The organism is Gramella sp. MT6 (genome assembly GCF_019357415.1).
Classification (GTDB): Bacteria; Bacteroidota; Bacteroidia; order Flavobacteriales; family Flavobacteriaceae; genus Christiangramia.
Genome location: NZ_CP048410.1, coordinates 690,425 through 707,110 on the forward strand (window position 1 = coordinate 690,425; position 16,686 = coordinate 707,110).

Sequence of the window (16,686 nt, forward strand, 5' to 3'; positions counted from 1 at the left end):
GTTGAATTCACTAAAATAGGAATTTATTTGGATTGTTTAGGCAGGAATGCAAGTCATAAAAGTTTAACTTTGGCAAAAATTTTCAAGGATGACCCAAAAGGACTTTATTCCTAATCTGGAACCTAAAAATATATCGCCAGGAGAAGTTAGCTGGCAATCACCAAGTAACATAGCCCTAGTTAAATATTGGGGCAAAAAGGAAAATCAAATTCCTGCAAATCCCTCTATTAGTTTCACGTTAGATAATTGCAAGAGCACCACGACTTTGAAATTTTCAAAGAAGGATGAAATCACAGGAACTGCAGAATTTGACTTCGATTTTTATTTTGAGGGTAAACAAAAGGAAGATTTTAAACCGAAGATCACGAAATTTTTTCAGCGAATTGAGCAATACTGCCCTTATCTCAAGGATTTCAGTTTTGAGATCCACAGCGAGAATTCTTTTCCACATAGCAGTGGGATTGCATCTTCTGCCAGCGGAATGAGCGCAATCGCATTATGCCTGATGGATATGGAAAGGAAATTATATCCTGAATTTAGTGATGAATACTTTACAAAAAAGGCATCTTTTTTAGCAAGACTTGGTTCTGGTAGTGCATCCAGAAGTATAGATGGCGGCCTGGTTGTTTGGGGTGAACACAAAGATATTGAAGGCTCTTCAGATGAATATGCCGTAGCTTACCCTTATAAAGTCCATGAAATCTTTAGGAATTATAAAGATACTATCTTACTGGTAGACAAAGGAGAGAAACAGGTAAGCAGCACGGTTGGTCATGACCTTATGCATGGACATCCATTTGCCGAAAACAGGTTCAGGCAAGCGAATGATAATTTAAAAGCGCTTATCCCTGTTCTGGAATCTGGAGACACGACAGAATTCATTAAGATAGTAGAGAGCGAAGCTTTGACACTTCACGCGATGATGATGAGCAGTCAGCCTTATTTTATCCTGATGAAACCTAACACCCTTCAGATACTGAATAAAATATGGGAGTACCGGGATAAAACTGGGATTCCGGTTTGTTTCACTTTAGATGCGGGAGCCAATGTTCACGTTCTATATCCTGAAAATCACGAAACTAAAATTTTAGAATTCATTAATAATGAGTTAGTTGTGTATTGTCAGAATGGGCATTATATTTGCGACCATGTTGGCGATGGAGCAAAAAAATTGTATTTTTAGTCAGTTTTTCAGCTCACGTATGCCTGAATGAACCTTAGAAACTTATGAAAGGACCACTATTCTATTCTAAAATCCTTCTCTTTGGAGAGTATGGGATCATCAAGGATTCCAAGGGTTTATCTATTCCTTATAACTTTTATAATGGCGCTTTGAAACTGGATGAAAATCCTGATGAAGCAGCCAGAAGGTCTAATGAGAATTTGAGAAAATTCGCTTCTTACCTGGATGCTCTACAACAAAACAATCCAGATCTGGTACAGTTTGACCTGGAAGATCTAAGAGAAGATATTTCTAAAGGAATGTATTTTGACTCCAGTATTCCACAGGGATATGGTGTTGGAAGTAGTGGTGCGTTGGTTGCTGCGATCTACGATAAATACGCAAAAGATAAGATCACGGTGCTTGAAAATCTTACGCGTGACAAGCTGCTTAAGCTTAAAAAGATCTTTGGAGAGATGGAATCTTTCTTTCATGGAAAGTCTTCTGGCCTGGATCCATTGAACTCTTATTTGAGCATCCCGATCCTTATAAATTCAAAAGAAAATATAGAGCCGGCTGGCATTCCTTCTCAAACCGAGAATGGTACCGGAGCGGTTTTTTTACTCGATAGCGGTATTACAGGGGACACTGCTCCCATGGTAAGTATCTTTATGGAAAATATGAAACAGGAACCTTTCAGAAAAATGCTGAAAGACCAGTTTGTAAAACAAACAGATGCCTGTGTTGATGATTTTCTAAAAGGCGATGTGAAATCTTTATTCTCAAACGTAAAGAAACTTTCTCATACTGTACTGGATAACTTCAAACCGATGATCCCAGCACAATTCCATAAACTTTGGAAAAAGGGAATTGAAACTAACGATTACTACTTAAAACTTTGTGGTTCTGGCGGTGGAGGTTATATCCTTGGATTTACCGAAGATATCAATAAAGCCAGAAAAGCCCTGAAAGATTACAATTTAGAAGTAGTTTACAACTTCTAAATAAACTTTATGGCGGCTTCAGCTAACAAGCGCTTACTTCTGAAGATATTCAGTCTTTTCTCAGTTGTAAGAGGATATAACATTTTGGTAGTTGTAATCGCGCAGTATCTAACTTCAGCGTTTATACTTGCACACGAAAAACCTCTTAGAGAGGTGCTTTTTGATCCCAACCTATTCTTTTTGATCCTGGCATCCTCAAGTACCATCGCTTCTGGCTATATAATAAATAACTTTTACGACAGCGAAAAGGATCTTATAAACAGGCCCAAAAAGACGATGCTGGACAGGATCGTGAGTCAGCGTACTAAGTTATCTGTCTATTTCATTCTAAATTTCGCGACCATATTTTTCGCCAGTTATGTGTCTTTTAGAGCGGTAGTTTTCTTTTCGATCTACATTTTTGTGATCTGGCTGTATTCCCACCGACTAAAAAAAATACTTTTCCTGGGAAACCTTGTAGCTTCAATACTAACGATCACTCCTTTCTTTGTCATTTTCGTTTATTATAAGAACTTTGAGACTGTCATTTTTATCCACGCCACCTTTCTCTATTTAATGATCGTGATGCGGGAACTGGTCAAAGACCTTGAAAATATGCAGGGCGACCTGGTTCAGAATTACAGGACCATTCCGCTGGTGTATGGCGAAAAGTGGAGTAAATTTTGCCTAGCTGTTTGCAGTATCGTTGCCATTGTACCTATTTACCTCCTTATCACAAGGTTTGAGCTGGGATATATGGATTATTATTTCTATGTTTCCTTCATTCTTCTTATTATTTTTCTCTTAATGCTTTATTTTAGTAAGGCAAAATGGCAATACCTGTTGCTACATAACATTTTGAAGTTGATCATTGTAACGGGGGTTTTCAGCATTTTACTAATAGATCTAGACGAGGTAATAAACAGGGTTTTTTAGGTAAACCCCTCAGTCTAAAACTTTTCTCAAATACTTGGCTTCCTCATTTGGGATAATGTATCTTTGCAAAAAATTAAGCGATGAGCAGGAACGACAGATCTTCAGGCAAAAGTAACAGACCATCAGGTAGTAGAGGTAAAAGATCTACTGATGGGAAACATAGCGGAAGACAGGGAGGCGGATCTATGAAAAAATCCTACGCCCGTGGAAATGCACCCATAAAGAAAAGTATGGAAAAAAGTCCGTTGTCTAATACTGAAGGAATCCGACTCAATAAATATATCGCCAACTCGGGAGTTTGCTCCCGCCGTGATGCAGATATGTACATCGCTGCCGGTAATGTGACCGTGAATGGCAAGACGATTACCGAAATGGGTTACCGTGTAAAACTGGAAGATGATGTTCGCTTTGACGGCAGAAGATTGAATCCTGAAAAACCGGAATATATCCTGCTGAACAAACCTGCCGGATTTTTCGTAACCGGAAATCCTGAAAAAGGTGGAAGAACCGTGATGGAGCTTATCTCCAGAGCTACCTCAGCCAAAGTTAGCCCTGTTGGAAAACTTGACAACCAGGCGAAAGGTCTGTTGCTATTCACCAATGACGGCACTTTAGCAAAAAAACTGGCTAAACCTAAGAATGGAATACGCCAGATCTATCATGTAACCCTAAACAAAAATCTTTCTCAGGAAGATCTTGATAATATTCAGAAAGGTGTTTACATCGAAGGCTCTAAGGTGATCATTACCAATGTTAGCTTTATAGACGACAAACCACACAACGAAGTTGGTATAGAATTATACAGCATCAAGGAACATATCGTGACCAGGATCTTTAAAAGTTTAGGCTACGAAGTTGAAAGTCTTGATCGTGTAGTTTTTGGCGGACTTACCAAGAAGGATCTTGCCCGTGGAAGACATAGAAATCTTACTGAGCAAGAGGTAATTAACCTCGGAATGCATTAATATTTTTTTTGCCTTTTCATACTATTTTTTAATACATTTACCACGTCAAAAAGCGAGGCTGAACTGTCAGCTTCTTTTCGATTTTATGTAATTGAATAGAATTATTTCTTTTGAATCTGAATACGCTTCAGATGTAAACATTCAAAGTGCTCGAAACCCCTTCGACAGCACCCTGGAATCCCGGATATTTTTTCTTAACATTAATTTACCAGTCGATTCTTTTGGCCCTATAAATTATTCTCTAATTTTTAGCTCTAAATTTTTATAACAAATTGAATACCAAGTACAGTGATCTAATCGACCAAACCTACTACTTCCCGCAGGAAGAATTTAACCTGGAAGGAACCCAATTAAAATTTCATGATATCGATCTTATGGATCTGGTAAAGAAATATGGTGCTCCCCTTAAATTCACATATCTACCTAAAATATCACAGAATATTGGGCGCGCGAAGGGATGGTTTAAATCTGCTATTGAAAAACATGATTATAAGGGAACTTACAATTACTGCTATTGTACTAAAAGTTCGCATTTTGAACATGTTTTGAATGAAGCCTTAAAAAATGATATTCATATCGAGACCTCTTCAGCCTTTGATATCAACATTGTTGAAAAACTGAAGAAATCGGGTAAGATCTCTGATGATAGATGGGTAATTTGTAATGGTTTCAAAAGAGATGAGTATATAGAAAATATCAGTCGGTTATTAAACGGAGGACACAAGAACTGCCTACCGATAATCGATAATTATGAAGAACTGGACCTGCTTTCAGAAAAGATCAATGATAAATTCCAGGTTGGGATTCGTATTGCTTCTGAGGAAGAACCTAAATTCGAATTTTATACTTCCAGACTAGGTATTGGATATAAAAATATAGTTCCTTTTTACAATAAACAGATCAAGGAAAATGACCAGGTAGAGCTGAAAATGCTTCACTTTTTTATAAATACCGGGATACGTGATACAGCCTATTACTGGAACGAATTGAATAAATGTTTAAAGGTATATATCGCATTAAAAAAAGTTGCTCCACATCTGGATAGCCTGAATATTGGCGGTGGATTCCCAATAAAGAACTCACTGGCCTTTGAATATGACTATGCCTATATGGTAGACGAGATCATTAACCAGATCAAACTTACCTGTGAAGAAGCTGAAGTAGATGTACCAAATATCTTTACTGAATTTGGAAGTTTTACCGTTGGAGAAAGTGGCGGAGCGATCTATGAAGTTCTATATCAAAAACAACAGAACGATCGTGAGAAATGGAATATGATCAACTCATCTTTCATTACTACACTTCCAGATACATGGGCGATAAGTAAGAAATTTGTGATGTTGGCAGTGAACCGCTGGAATGATGAATATGAAAGAGTTCTACTGGGAGGATTAACCTGTGACAGTGACGATTATTACAACTCAGAGCAGCATACCAACGCGATCTATTTGCCTAAATTCAGGAAAGACAAACCTTTATATATTGGTTTTTTTAATACTGGGGCTTACCAGGATACGATTGGTGGATTTGGTGGATTACAACACTGTTTGATCCCTCAGCCAAAACATATTCTAATAGACAGAGACAAAAACGGAGAATTAACTACCAGTTTGTTCAGCGAACAGCAAAATTCTGAAGATATGCTTAGCATTCTGGGTTATGACCGAAACAATTAATATTTTATAACTTTAAAAATCAACTAACTAATCAATTCAATTAGCCATGAGCAAAAAGAATTATGCCGGGATACCCGATAAACACGCTCGTATAGACGAAGCAAAAGTGGTATTGATTCCTGTTCCCTATGATGGTACCAGTACCTGGCAAAAAGGCGCCGATAAAGGCCCTGATGCATTTTTGAACGCCTCCGAGAATATGGAGTTGTATGATATCGAAACCCGTAGTGAGGTATATAGACAAGGGATTTACCTTGCTCCTGCTGTAACTGAAGATTCATCACCAGAAAAGATGGTGGAAGCGGTTTACAAGACCACTAAGAATTACATTAAACAGGATAAGTTCGTGACCCTTTTTGGAGGTGAGCATTCTATCTCTATTGGAAGCATCAGAGCGTTTAACGAGTCTTTCGAAGACCTTACCGTAGTGCAATTAGACGCCCATGCCGATCTTAGACCGGAATATGAAGGTTCTAAATGTAACCACGCCTGTGCTTTACACGAAGCCAGTAAAACTACGAATCTTATACAGGTAGGAATTCGTTCAATGGATGTTTCAGAAAACGACCATATGGACGAAAACCAGGTATATTTTGCTCATGACCTATACGAAGACTGGCAGGATGATGCTATTGGCCAGATGACGCCTAACGTATTTATTACGATAGATCTTGATGCCTTTGACCCTAGCATATTGCCATCTACAGGAACTCCGGAACCGGGAGGATTGTTCTGGTACGAAACACTGGAATTCCTGAAAATGATGTTCAAAAAGAAAAATGTTGTAGGATTCGACATCGTAGAGCTATGCCCAAATGAAAATGAGAAATCATCAGATTTTCTTGCGGCAAAACTTTATTACAAGATGTTGAGCTACAAATTCAAATACCAAAATTTCAACGAAGAAGACGAAGATGAGTAAAGGACAAATATCTCAATTCATTGAGAAATATTATTTACACTTTAACGCAGCGGCATTAGTAGATGCTGCCAAGGATTACGAAAAACAACTGGAGAACGGCTCAAAGATGCTTGTTTCCCTTGCCGGTGCCATGAGCACCGCAGAGCTTGGGAAGATCTTTGCAGAAATGATCCGTCAGGATAAAGTTCATATAATTTCCTGTACGGGTGCGAACCTGGAAGAGGATGTGATGAACCTGGTTGCACATTCACATTATAAAAGAGTTCCTAACTATCGTGACCTTACTCCACAGGAGGAATGGGATCTATTGGAAAAGGGACTTAACCGCGTGACCGATACCTGTATTCCCGAAGAAGAAGCTTTCAGAAGAATTCAGGAGCATATTTTCAAGATCTGGAAAGATGCTGAAGAAAAAGGAGAGCGCTACTTTCCGCATGAATTCCTGCACAAACTGCTTTTAAGCGGAGTAATGGAAGATCACTATGAAATAGACCTTAAGGATTCATGGATGTATGCTGCTGCCGAAAAGAACCTGCCAATGGTGGTTCCGGGTTGGGAAGATAGCACACTTGGTAACATTTTCGCCTCTTATGTGTTGAAAGGTGAATTAAAAGCCAGCACGATGAAGTCTGGTATTGAGTATATGACTTTCCTCGCCGACTGGTATACTGATAATTCCCAAAATGGGATCGGGTTCTTCCAGATTGGTGGAGGTATTGCCGGGGATTTCCCAATTTGTGTGGTACCAATGTTATACCAGGATATGGAAAGAACAGACACTCCTTTCTGGAGCTATTTCTGCCAGATCTCTGATTCTACCACAAGCTACGGATCTTATTCGGGAGCGGTTCCAAACGAGAAGATCACCTGGGGTAAACTTGATATTAATACTCCAAAACATATTATTGAAAGTGATGCAACCATTGTCGCTCCCCTGGTTTTTGCATATTTACTGGATATGTAATTAACAAATAATTGCAATCAGTTGAAGCTGTTCAGTATTAAAATTTGATTAATATTGAGCAGCTTTTTTATTTAAAGATCAAATGCAGGACTGGCCCATTTTCGCTATTGGCTTCTTAGCCCAACTACTGTTTTCGGCCAGACTTATTTCCCAATGGTTCTTATCTGAAAAATCTCAAAAGGTAGAAACGCCTGTTCTATTCTGGAAACTTAGCTTGCTTGCCTCTATACTTTTATTTACTTATGGTTATTTAAGAGAAGACTTCGCTATCATGCTGGGTCAATTCCTTATCTATGGAATTTACTGGCGAAATTTGAACTTACAGGGCGAATGGCAAAACCGGAATATTTTCTTTAAAATCCTGGTGATCGTATTTCCATTTGCTATCACCGCATATATCCTATTCCTTGGATCTTTGCAATGGCAAGACCTGTTCAAAAACAAGAATATCACGGGATTACTTATCACATTAGGCATCCTTGGACAAATGGTCTATACTTCCCGATTTTTCTATCAGTGGTACCATTCTGAAAAAACTCAGGAATCATCTTTACCTATGGGTTTCTGGATCTTGAGCCTGATAGGTTCTATTCTATTATTTTCTTATGGAATATTCAGGCATGATCCCGTTTTGATCGCTGCACATTTCTTTGGCGGTATTATCTATGTTAGGGATATGTATCTTTTGAAAAATACAGACAAGCAGGTTGGTGAAAAAATTAAGCAATAAATTATTGAGCGACTTTTTTAAACCTAAGGATACAGTAAAACGCATATTTAATTTTCCACTTTTTTAAAAAGTTCTCTTCCTAAGAAACCAACGACCAAGATATATTCCAATGCGACAAGCCACATACTTTCATTATATTCAGTGTTACAATAAGCATAGTAACTAAGCATTACCACTACGGACCAGATGATCACATACCTCATCTCTGTAAACAGGCTTAGAAGCAGCGGAATCGCTAAATACCATGGATGTACTGTAGTTGAAAGAAGCAGATATGCGGTGACGGCAAAAAGCATATTGGTTAATAGCTGTTTTGTGTTCTTATATTTTCTAAAAAAAGTCAATCCCAGTATAATTAGAACTGTGAATATCGGAAGTATTTTCCCGGCAGTTTCTATAATATTAAAGCCCTTCACCTGAAATCCGATCCAGCGAACGATATAGTAAATACTGGCATTGAATTCGAATTTCCCAAACCATAAACCTACACTAGCCATAAAATTGGAAAAAACCTCATAAGAGTAAAAAGGGGCAAATGACAGAATGATCGTAGATAGAACGATCAGATAATATGCAATAAGATTTTTGAAATTCAGTCTTTCTTTATCTGAAATGAAGTACCTGAAAAAAAGCGGCAGGAACATCAAGGGTAACAGTTTAACCGAAACTGACATTCCTAATGTAACTGCACTCCAAAACCACTTTCCTTTATGAAGTAAATAAACCGAAAGTACCAGAAGAAAGTCCATGACCGATTCAAAGTGAAGATTTCCGGTCATTTCAATAATGATAAACGGATTCAGAATATACCAGAAGATCCGGTGTTCCGGCAGACCTATAGATCTCAATAATCTTCTTCCAAAGATTAAGGTTCCAATATCAGCAAGTATGATAAAAATCCTGAAAATGATCACGGATCCCATAATACTAGACGATGAGAAATACCCTGCGACCGCAAAGATCAACTGATTTAAAGGAGGATAATTTGAAAAATGACCGGCACTTAAACTGCCCATTCCAACGATCAGTTCTGTAGCCTGTGGAATTTTGAAGTTTTCAAAACCTATCAACTCCTCCGGAATATATTGATAAGGATTCCATCCGGAAGCTATCAATCTTCCATCCCAGATAAACCTGAAATAATCCTGAGAAAGATTCGGTAAGGCCAGTATAAAGGCCAGACGAAAAATAACGGCTAGACCAATAAGTAGCCGAAGATCTGTCTTTAACATGGATACGAGCTTAAAGCTCAGGAAACATAAAGCGCCATAAAGACCAATCAGTTTAAAGAAATCTGCTCTTTCAAGGCCATAGGCAAAGGAAAAATAGAAAGCAACACAGGAAAGTGCCAATAGAATTGGGATCTTATAAAGTTTAAATAATCTTAGATCCATTTTGGAGCGGCTGGGTTTCAGCTAAAATAGAAAAAATTATACTCTCAGGCTTTTAAAGAAAACAAAGCCAAAACCAGTGAAAAGCATTAGGTGAAATACCAGCAATCCATAATCATTCAGCTTAAAGGCGCTCCATATCGCAAAGCCAAAATAAAGGAATAGCAGCCCTTCCACGATCAGGTTTTTCGAAAATTGATTCGTAAGGTACCGGTTTCCTTTCCAGGTATCTTTAATGGAATTCACGTTGAATTTAGGAGTTCTGATAAATTCAGATCTCTTGCCAAAATGACCTTCAAGAACGGCCAGCGTGTTATGTACCGAGAATCCCATGGCAATAGAAAAGAAGGTAATAAACATCCCTATGAACTTGAAAAAGCTTTTTATCCCTTTCCCATGAATTTTTCGGTAAGCCACATAATAACAAATAAAAAAGATCAGCGTGCTAATAGCAAAACCAGCCAGCACATTGAAATACCAGGAAAAATCTGGGTTATTATTCTTAATATAAAGAACTGGTACACTTAGAACCGCCAGTAATAGCACGATCAAAAACATACTGGAATTCAATAAATGAAAAAAGCCATGAAACTTTGTAGAAAAAGAAACCGATCTGTCTTTCAGAAGTTTCCCGTAGTTCTTTCTGAAATTCTCTGCCGCTCCTTTATTCCATCTGAATTGCTGACTCCTGGCAGCACTGATCACTACCGGAAGTTCTGCTGGAGTTTCCACATTTTCAAGATATTTGAACTCCCATTTTTTCATCTGGGCACGGTAACTAAGATCAAGATCTTCCGTAAGAGTATCTCCGCTCCAGTTCCCTGCATCAAGAATGCATTCTTTTCTCCAGATCCCTGCGGTTCCATTGAAATTGATAAAATTCCTTCCGAAATTTCTACCGGTCTGCTCAAGTATAAAATGAAAATCCAGAGCAAATGCCTGTATACGGGTAAGTAAGGAATAGTCTCTATTCAAATGCCCCCAGCGGGTTTGCACCACGCCTATTTTCTGATTCTTGAAATATGGCAATGTTTCCATGAGCCAGTTTTCTCCCGGGACAAAATCGGAATCAAAAACAGCTATAAATTCTCCTTTGGCGATCTGCAGACCTTCTTTTAAGGCACCGGCTTTAAACCCGGTCCTGTTCTCACGTCTTATATGCTGAATATTCAGTCCATTCGTTTGAAGATTCTTAATGATTTCAGAGGTCTTTTCGATCGAATGGTCTGTGGAGTCGTCCAAAACCTGGATCTCAAGTTTATCTTTCGGGTAATTGATCCTGGCAATATTTTTCAACAGTCTTTCAACTACATAATATTCGTTGTAAAGAGGCAGCTGTATGGTGACCTGAGGTAATGCTTCCGTAGAAAAATCAAACTTTTCAGCATCATCTGTAGTTTTGGTCGCCCTTAAATAATTGATCAATAAGTGGAGCTGGGAAAGGCTGTAAATGAATATAACGAGTAAGGCAAGAGTATAAAATATAATTACCGCTAGATCTATCATTTAAAACTGTATTTAAAAATCCAACCAAGAATCTTCACGCCTGCAAAGATAGCACCTTTGATTGTTCCTGAAACTTTTGACACGCCAATCCTGTTCTTATAATGCACTGGCACCTCAGCATAACTAAAGTTTTGTCGTAAAGCTTTCAATTGCATTTCAACCGTCCAGCCGTAAGTTTTGTCTTCCATGTTGAGCTGAAGCAGTTTTTCATACTTTATCGCTCTGAAAGGGCCAAGATCTGTAAACCTTGAATTGAAGAATAATTTCATCAAGGTAGTGGCCAGTTTATTTCCAAAGATCTGCGGAAAGGTCATCGATCCATCTTCTCTCCATTCAGCTACCCTAGCTCCTACTACAAAATCTTTATCTTCCTGAAGAATAGGCTCAAGGATCTTGTGCATTTCTTCAGGATAATCTGAATAATCTCCATCCAGAAATACAATAATATCCGGTTTTTGTTCCTGCCTGGAAATATACTCCATGCCTTTTAAACAGGCATAGCCATAGCCTTTATGAGGCTCCACAAGTACCGTGGCACCAGCGTTTCTTGCATTCTCCTCGGTATCATCGGTAGAATTATTGCTTACCACGATCACCTCATAAACCATTTCAGGAATTTCCCTGATCACATATGGAATGGATTCAGCTTCGTTAAATGCAGGAATAATTACCTTAACAACAGGTGGCATTGGGGTATGCAAAATTCAGAGTTTATTGGGAAGTGCAAAAATACGCTATTTCCTTACAATTTATTTGCTCTTTTGATTGATGAGATCAAGAAGATCCACATTATCACCTAAAACCGCTTCTTCAGAAGAAATCCTGTTCTTTTGCGATCCATTCTCAAGTTTTAGCACACCGCGAGGACAAACCGCCGAACATATTCCGCAGCCCACACAACTTGATCTTACAATGTTCTCACCTTTTTGGGCATAGGCTCTTACATCGATCCCCATTTCGCAATAGGTAGAACAATTTCCGCAGGAGATACACTGCCCGCCATTAGTGGTAATTCTGAATTTAGAAAATAGACGCTGCTGCATCCCAAGAATTGCCGCCATAGGGCAACCGAACCTACACCAGACCCGACTACCAAAAATAGGATAGAAGCCAGTCCCAATTACTCCGCTAAAAATAGATCCAATGAGGAATCCATAAAACACACGCAGGGTTTCCGCATTGAACAAAAACAGGTTGAATCCGCTCATATAATGAAAGCCGATCAATGATATTACGATCACCAGGTAACCGATAGCACCATACCTGGCATCTTTTTCAAGTTCCTCTCTTTTAAAAAACCAGATACCTGCAAAAATTAAAGTAAGAAATACCCCCACTCCAATAAGAAATACATCCCTGGTTAACCAGTATTTATCTGCATCATAACCAAGATAGGAATAGATCACAGCTGTGGTCATTAGAACCACAAAAACCAATACGCTGTGAATTACCCAGCGTTCCACTTTCCAGGCAAAAAGACTTTTATCTGACAAATGACGATAAGGATCTCCGGCAGTTTCGGCCAGACCTCCGCAACCACAAACCCAGCTGCAATACCAACGTTTTCCGTATTTGTATGTGAGAATTGGCGTAATAATAAATATAGATGCAACTCCAAATATCAATAAGGCTACTCCTATAGTCCCTGCTGATATAAATTCATCCACCCGATACTGCTCGAACATATAATAATTAAGCGGCCATATATTCTTAAGATCGTAATAGGGAAGAGAGAAGCCCTTTCCATTAAGCCTCGCCATAAATTCCGGGATCAGAAAGGCGAAGGCAGTTTGAAAGAACATGACCGAAATGGTCCTGAGCTTTTCATAGCGGTTATGGCGATATTTCCACATAAATTTTACACCAAAGGCAACAATAGCAATGGTATAAAGCGTTCCGTAAACAAACCACTGACTTGCCGGATTACCGCTTAATAATTTACTTAGGGGATCAAAAAGCGCGATCAACCCGGTATTTTCGCCTTCTGCTCTTAAACCAAGATATTGCGGATAGAAGTATAGAATAATATAAAACCCCGTGAGAGCGATCCCAACCAGCCAGGCCAGGAACCCGCGATTCGTCATTGATTTAAACCAAATCCCGTCATTTTTTATTCCCGGGTGTTTATCAGAATAAGAAGCTTTAGCAAACCAGATGATACCTGCGAAAATAGAGATGAGCGAAATGCTCAACCAAAAGGTTTTATTCGGAAAACTGATATTTAAGGAGGCTAGCAATAGAATGAATAGACCTGACATCCCAAGCAAGGTGGAGATCTTTTGTTGAGTGTTTATTGCCTTGGGAGCATCTCCCGTAAGCGACATATTATGTTCTATTCTGCTCATTATTCTACTTCCTGTAGGTTATTCTTAAAACTCCTGAAGATCTCTTTTTCGTGTCGGTCATAAAATTCCGGATCAAAATTCGCGAGTTTCAGGTTTGCCAAAACATGATCAATTGTTCTGTTCTCATCAAGCCAAAGATTGATCACTTCCTGTCTCATTCGTATCCCGAAGGTATTCACACCAAGAAATCTTCTGGTTTCAGTATCAAAATTGATCGTTATTGCTTTTTGACCGGATTCATGCTGCCAGTAAAAATGCTGCTCTCTGGGATTAAGTTCAGGCCAGACCCATCCATAGGTCTGATATTCGATATCAAAAAATTTAGCTGAATTGAACCAGTTGCCCGGTTGATAAGCGGTTCGCACTCCGGTTAAAGTATTTGCCAGTGTTTCACCCATGATCCTGCCCGTATACCAGACAGCTTCAACGGGTTTTCTTAAACCAATGGATTCTCTCTGCTGAGCACAATCTCCAATGGAATAAACATCTGGTATATTGGTTTCAAGGAATTCATTTACCAGTACACCTCTGTCGGTTTCAAGTTGAGAATCCTTGAGAAAATCGATATTCGGCCGTACTCCTGCGCAAAGGCCTACCAACTGGCATTCTATTTCCTCACCATCACTTGTTCTTACTGCTCTAACTCTTCCATTTTCATCTGAAAGAATCTTATCAAGTTCAGTATTATGCCTTAGATCAACATGGTGTGATCTTATATGTTCTGAGATCATTTTAGCTTCTGGTAAGGGCAGTACATTATTCCAGAAGGCCTGTTCCCGGACCAGGAAAGTAACTTCAATTTTTCTAGTTCTAAGCATTTCAGCCAGCTCGACACCTATCAATCCGCCACCAACGATCACAGCCTTTTTTGTATAAGCTGTATTTTCTTCAAGTTCAATTAGATCCTGTTTTGAGACCAGTCCCTGTACTCCTTTTAAGTCCTCGCCTTCCCAACCAAATTTATTATAAACTGAACCTGTCGCGATCACCAGTTTGTCATAATCCATGAAATCTCCTGCAGAAAACTGTAATTTCTTATTATCGAAATCTATATTCTCTACCCAGGCATTTTTTAATTCGATGCGATTCTTCTCCCAGAACCAGTCTTCATAGGGCTTCAAATGATCCCATTTCATATGGCCCATATAAACATACATCAAAGCGGTACGGGAAAAGAAGTAATCAGATTCACCTGAGATCACGGTGATCCTATGGTCGGAACGTTTACGGACATGCCTCGCGGCAGTGATCCCTGAAATTCCGTTTCCAATAATTACAATATGCTCCATTAATTTTTTATAATTTGGCAGAAGGCCAGACAGCACTTGAAGTAAAGTACGCTGAAAATAGCCAAAATGCCAAGTATATCAGGCAATTTATACCGAAACAAATGTTTATCAAAACTCAATATTTGCTTTCCAGATGGATCTTTTTAATGATCATCTCCTTGATATTGTCGTGTCAGGCCGAGATTCCTTCCAGGAAATTGAACGGTATCAGCCTGGTAGCTTCCAGAGACAGTCTTACCGCTCAGCAAATTGAACCTTTAATAGCTGTAAATGCAAATTCCGTTGCCTTGATGCCCTTCGGATTTTTGAGAGATACGGAAGACCCCGAACTTTATTTCAATCTGGAAAGACAATGGTTTGGAGAACGGGCTGAGGGTATCGAACAAGCCATTTTGTTATTAAAGGAAAGGAACCTGAAGATCATAGTTAAACCTCAGATCTGGATAAGGGGAGGTGAGTTTACCGGTGACCTTAAATTCACTTCTGAAGCTGACTGGAAAAAGTTTGAAAGATCTTATCGGGAATTCATCCTGTTATATGCTAAGATCGCCGAAAAAAATAAGGTAGAATTATTCTGTATTGGTACCGAATTATTCAATTTCGTAAAGGCCAGACCTGAATTCTGGGACAGCCTTATTGCTGAAGTTCGAAAGGAATTCAATGGAAAGATCGTTTATGCCGAAAACTGGGATAAGGTAGATCAAACTACTATCTGGAAAGACCTGGATTATATTGGAGCAGACGCCTATTTCCCGCTGCATGATGCTGCCTCACCAAATAAAGATGAGATCAAAGATGGCTGGCAGAAGCATAAATCCATGCTGAAAAACCTTTCTTCAGAATATCATAAACCTGTACTTTTCACTGAATATGGCTATAGAAATATTGACCACTCTTTGAGAGAGCCATGGAATTCAGAAAGAAATATTTCTTCCTTAAATCATAACCTGCAGGCAAAAGCACTGGAAAGTATCTATGAAGAATTCTGGGTCGAAAACTGGTTTGCAGGAGGTTTCCTCTGGAAATGGCATCAACATGAGGATTCAGGCGGACTGGAAAATGACAGGTTCACCCCTCAGAACAAGCCGGCAGAGAATACGGTAAAAGATTATTATGGAAAATTCAGGAACTGATCCTTTTGCAGTAGTGACTGTAGAGTTCTTCTGCTGAAGCTCCAAACCTTCGCTTCCAGTAGATCTCCATAAATATTAGCTGCGTTTTCCAAATTCCCATTTTGTTGTATAGGCGGGCAGAGGTAGTGATCCAGCTTTTTATAACCGTAAACTGCTTTTTTTCATATAGCCGCTTAACAATTTCATTGTCTTCGTAAACCGTGTAGGTTTCATTAAAGCCTCCTATTTCGTCAAATAATTTCTTTTCAATAAACAAGGATTGATCCCCTCCCCGACAGGAAATATGATTGATCTTGGTAAAGTGCCCCATCAAATTTAACCACCAGTGATTTTTATCGAACTTCATTTGAAAGCATCCTGCTTTATTATCATTTTGAACCTCATCTACAATGAGCGCGTCAAAATTTTCTGGAGGAAGACTATCGGCATGCAGAAAATAAAGAATTTCGCCCTTTGCAAGCCTCGCGCCTGTATTCATCTGTTTAGCACGTCCTTTTTCTGAAGGAATATAAAATACTTTAGGATGATCTTTTGCAATTTTTGCAGTCCTGTCAGTACTCCCACCATCAACCACTATTATTTCAGTAATATATCCTTTAGAAGAGGCTACCAGATGCTCTAATAACAACGGAAGTTTTTTCTCCTCGTTATATACCGGAATAATAATGCTGATCATGGGCCGGA

Annotated in this window: 15 protein-coding genes; 9 read left to right on the forward strand and 6 right to left on the reverse strand. The window is 38.9% G+C overall.

What is annotated here, in order from left to right:
* Positions 1-88 precede the first annotated feature (88 nt).
* The 8 genes from G3I01_RS03170 (at position 89) to G3I01_RS03205 (ending at position 8,338) form a co-directional block, all read left to right on the forward strand.
* Positions 89-1,183 (forward strand): diphosphomevalonate decarboxylase, encoded by a 1,095-nt coding sequence (locus G3I01_RS03170; RefSeq protein ID WP_219550994.1) that lies wholly within the window; start codon positions 89-91, stop codon positions 1,181-1,183.
* 44 nt (positions 1,184-1,227) lie between these two features.
* Positions 1,228-2,166: a mevalonate kinase gene (locus G3I01_RS03175; RefSeq protein WP_219550996.1), complete on the forward strand. Its 939-nt coding sequence runs from the start codon at positions 1,228-1,230 to the stop codon at positions 2,164-2,166.
* Positions 2,167-2,175: 9 nt separating this feature from the next.
* On the forward strand, positions 2,176-3,081 hold the full coding sequence (locus tag G3I01_RS03180; RefSeq protein ID WP_219550998.1) for a geranylgeranylglycerol-phosphate geranylgeranyltransferase: 906 nt from the start codon (positions 2,176-2,178) through the stop codon (positions 3,079-3,081).
* An 80-nt stretch (positions 3,082-3,161) separates the two neighbouring features.
* Positions 3,162-4,046 (forward strand): pseudouridine synthase, encoded by an 885-nt coding sequence (locus G3I01_RS03185; RefSeq protein WP_108170612.1) that lies wholly within the window; start codon positions 3,162-3,164, stop codon positions 4,044-4,046.
* Positions 4,047-4,318: 272 nt separating this feature from the next.
* The gene (locus tag G3I01_RS03190) at positions 4,319-5,722 is read left to right on the forward strand and encodes an arginine decarboxylase (protein WP_219551000.1); all 1,404 of its coding nucleotides are present in this window, start codon (positions 4,319-4,321) and stop codon (positions 5,720-5,722) included.
* Between the two features lie 46 nt (positions 5,723-5,768).
* Entirely contained in the window at positions 5,769-6,644 is an 876-nt protein-coding gene (gene speB / locus G3I01_RS03195) for an agmatinase (RefSeq protein WP_219551002.1), read from the forward strand.
* The gene (locus tag G3I01_RS03200) at positions 6,637-7,608 is read left to right on the forward strand and encodes a deoxyhypusine synthase family protein (RefSeq protein WP_219551004.1); all 972 of its coding nucleotides are present in this window, start codon (positions 6,637-6,639) and stop codon (positions 7,606-7,608) included. Before speB ends, G3I01_RS03200 begins: the two co-directional genes overlap by 8 nt.
* An 82-nt stretch (positions 7,609-7,690) precedes the next feature.
* Entirely contained in the window at positions 7,691-8,338 is a 648-nt protein-coding gene (locus G3I01_RS03205; RefSeq protein WP_219551006.1) for a lipid-A-disaccharide synthase N-terminal domain-containing protein, read from the forward strand.
* A 47-nt stretch (positions 8,339-8,385) separates the two neighbouring features.
* Here the strand turns inward: G3I01_RS03205 and G3I01_RS03210 are convergent, their stop codons facing one another.
* From G3I01_RS03210 to G3I01_RS03230, 5 genes are read right to left on the reverse strand one after another with little or no spacing between them, the layout of a single operon-like run.
* Complete coding sequence (locus tag G3I01_RS03210) at positions 8,386-9,732, reverse strand: glycosyltransferase 87 family protein (protein WP_219551008.1); 1,347 nt, start codon at positions 9,730-9,732, stop codon at positions 8,386-8,388.
* A gap of 36 nt (positions 9,733-9,768) precedes the next feature.
* Entirely contained in the window at positions 9,769-11,235 is a 1,467-nt protein-coding gene (locus tag G3I01_RS03215; RefSeq protein WP_219551010.1) for a cellulose synthase family protein, read from the reverse strand.
* On the reverse strand, positions 11,232-11,924 hold the full coding sequence (locus G3I01_RS03220) for a glycosyltransferase family 2 protein (RefSeq protein WP_219552755.1): 693 nt from the start codon (positions 11,922-11,924) through the stop codon (positions 11,232-11,234). Before G3I01_RS03220 ends, G3I01_RS03215 begins: the two co-directional genes overlap by 4 nt.
* Before the next feature lie 60 nt (positions 11,925-11,984).
* Positions 11,985-13,580, reverse strand: a complete 1,596-nt coding sequence (locus G3I01_RS03225) for a 4Fe-4S dicluster domain-containing protein (protein ID WP_219551012.1) — start codon at positions 13,578-13,580, stop codon at positions 11,985-11,987.
* Entirely contained in the window at positions 13,580-14,869 is a 1,290-nt protein-coding gene (locus G3I01_RS03230; protein WP_219551014.1) for an FAD-dependent oxidoreductase, read from the reverse strand. The genes G3I01_RS03225 and G3I01_RS03230 overlap by 1 nt, the downstream gene beginning before the upstream one ends.
* Before the next feature lie 14 nt (positions 14,870-14,883).
* On the opposite strand from G3I01_RS03230, the gene G3I01_RS03235 reads away from it, so the two are divergent.
* A complete protein-coding gene (locus G3I01_RS03235) occupies positions 14,884-16,002 on the forward strand; it encodes a glycoside hydrolase (RefSeq protein WP_257710704.1) in 1,119 nt (372 codons plus the stop codon).
* Here G3I01_RS03235 and G3I01_RS03240 read toward each other — a convergent pair.
* The gene (locus G3I01_RS03240) at positions 15,992-16,678 is read right to left on the reverse strand and encodes a TIGR04283 family arsenosugar biosynthesis glycosyltransferase (protein WP_219551016.1); all 687 of its coding nucleotides are present in this window, start codon (positions 16,676-16,678) and stop codon (positions 15,992-15,994) included. The two genes, G3I01_RS03235 and G3I01_RS03240, sit on opposite strands and share 11 nt — an antisense overlap.
* Positions 16,679-16,686: the final 8 nt, after the last annotated feature.

Bases quoted from the DNA above. Each gene is read 5' to 3' on its own strand.
- G3I01_RS03240 (WP_219551016.1), bottom strand. From the start codon at position 16,678: ATGATCAGCATTATTATTCCGGTATATAACGAGGAGAAAAAACTTCCG.
- G3I01_RS03180 (WP_219550998.1), top strand. From the start codon at position 2,176: ATGGCGGCTTCAGCTAACAAGCGCTTACTTCTGAAGATATTCAGTCTT.
- G3I01_RS03205 (WP_219551006.1), top strand. From the start codon at position 7,691: ATGCAGGACTGGCCCATTTTCGCTATTGGCTTCTTAGCCCAACTACTG.
- G3I01_RS03175 (WP_219550996.1), top strand. From the start codon at position 1,228: ATGAAAGGACCACTATTCTATTCTAAAATCCTTCTCTTTGGAGAGTAT.
- G3I01_RS03185 (WP_108170612.1), top strand. From the start codon at position 3,162: ATGAGCAGGAACGACAGATCTTCAGGCAAAAGTAACAGACCATCAGGT.
- G3I01_RS03220 (WP_219552755.1), bottom strand. From the start codon at position 11,924: ATGCCACCTGTTGTTAAGGTAATTATTCCTGCATTTAACGAAGCTGAA.
- G3I01_RS03200 (WP_219551004.1), top strand. From the start codon at position 6,637: ATGAGTAAAGGACAAATATCTCAATTCATTGAGAAATATTATTTACAC.
- G3I01_RS03225 (WP_219551012.1), bottom strand. From the start codon at position 13,580: ATGAGCAGAATAGAACATAATATGTCGCTTACGGGAGATGCTCCCAAG.
- G3I01_RS03210 (WP_219551008.1), bottom strand. From the start codon at position 9,732: ATGGATCTAAGATTATTTAAACTTTATAAGATCCCAATTCTATTGGCA.
- G3I01_RS03230 (WP_219551014.1), bottom strand. From the start codon at position 14,869: ATGGAGCATATTGTAATTATTGGAAACGGAATTTCAGGGATCACTGCC.
- G3I01_RS03215 (WP_219551010.1), bottom strand. From the start codon at position 11,235: ATGATAGATCTAGCGGTAATTATATTTTATACTCTTGCCTTACTCGTT.
- G3I01_RS03170 (WP_219550994.1), top strand. From the start codon at position 89: ATGACCCAAAAGGACTTTATTCCTAATCTGGAACCTAAAAATATATCG.
- speB (WP_219551002.1), top strand. From the start codon at position 5,769: ATGAGCAAAAAGAATTATGCCGGGATACCCGATAAACACGCTCGTATA.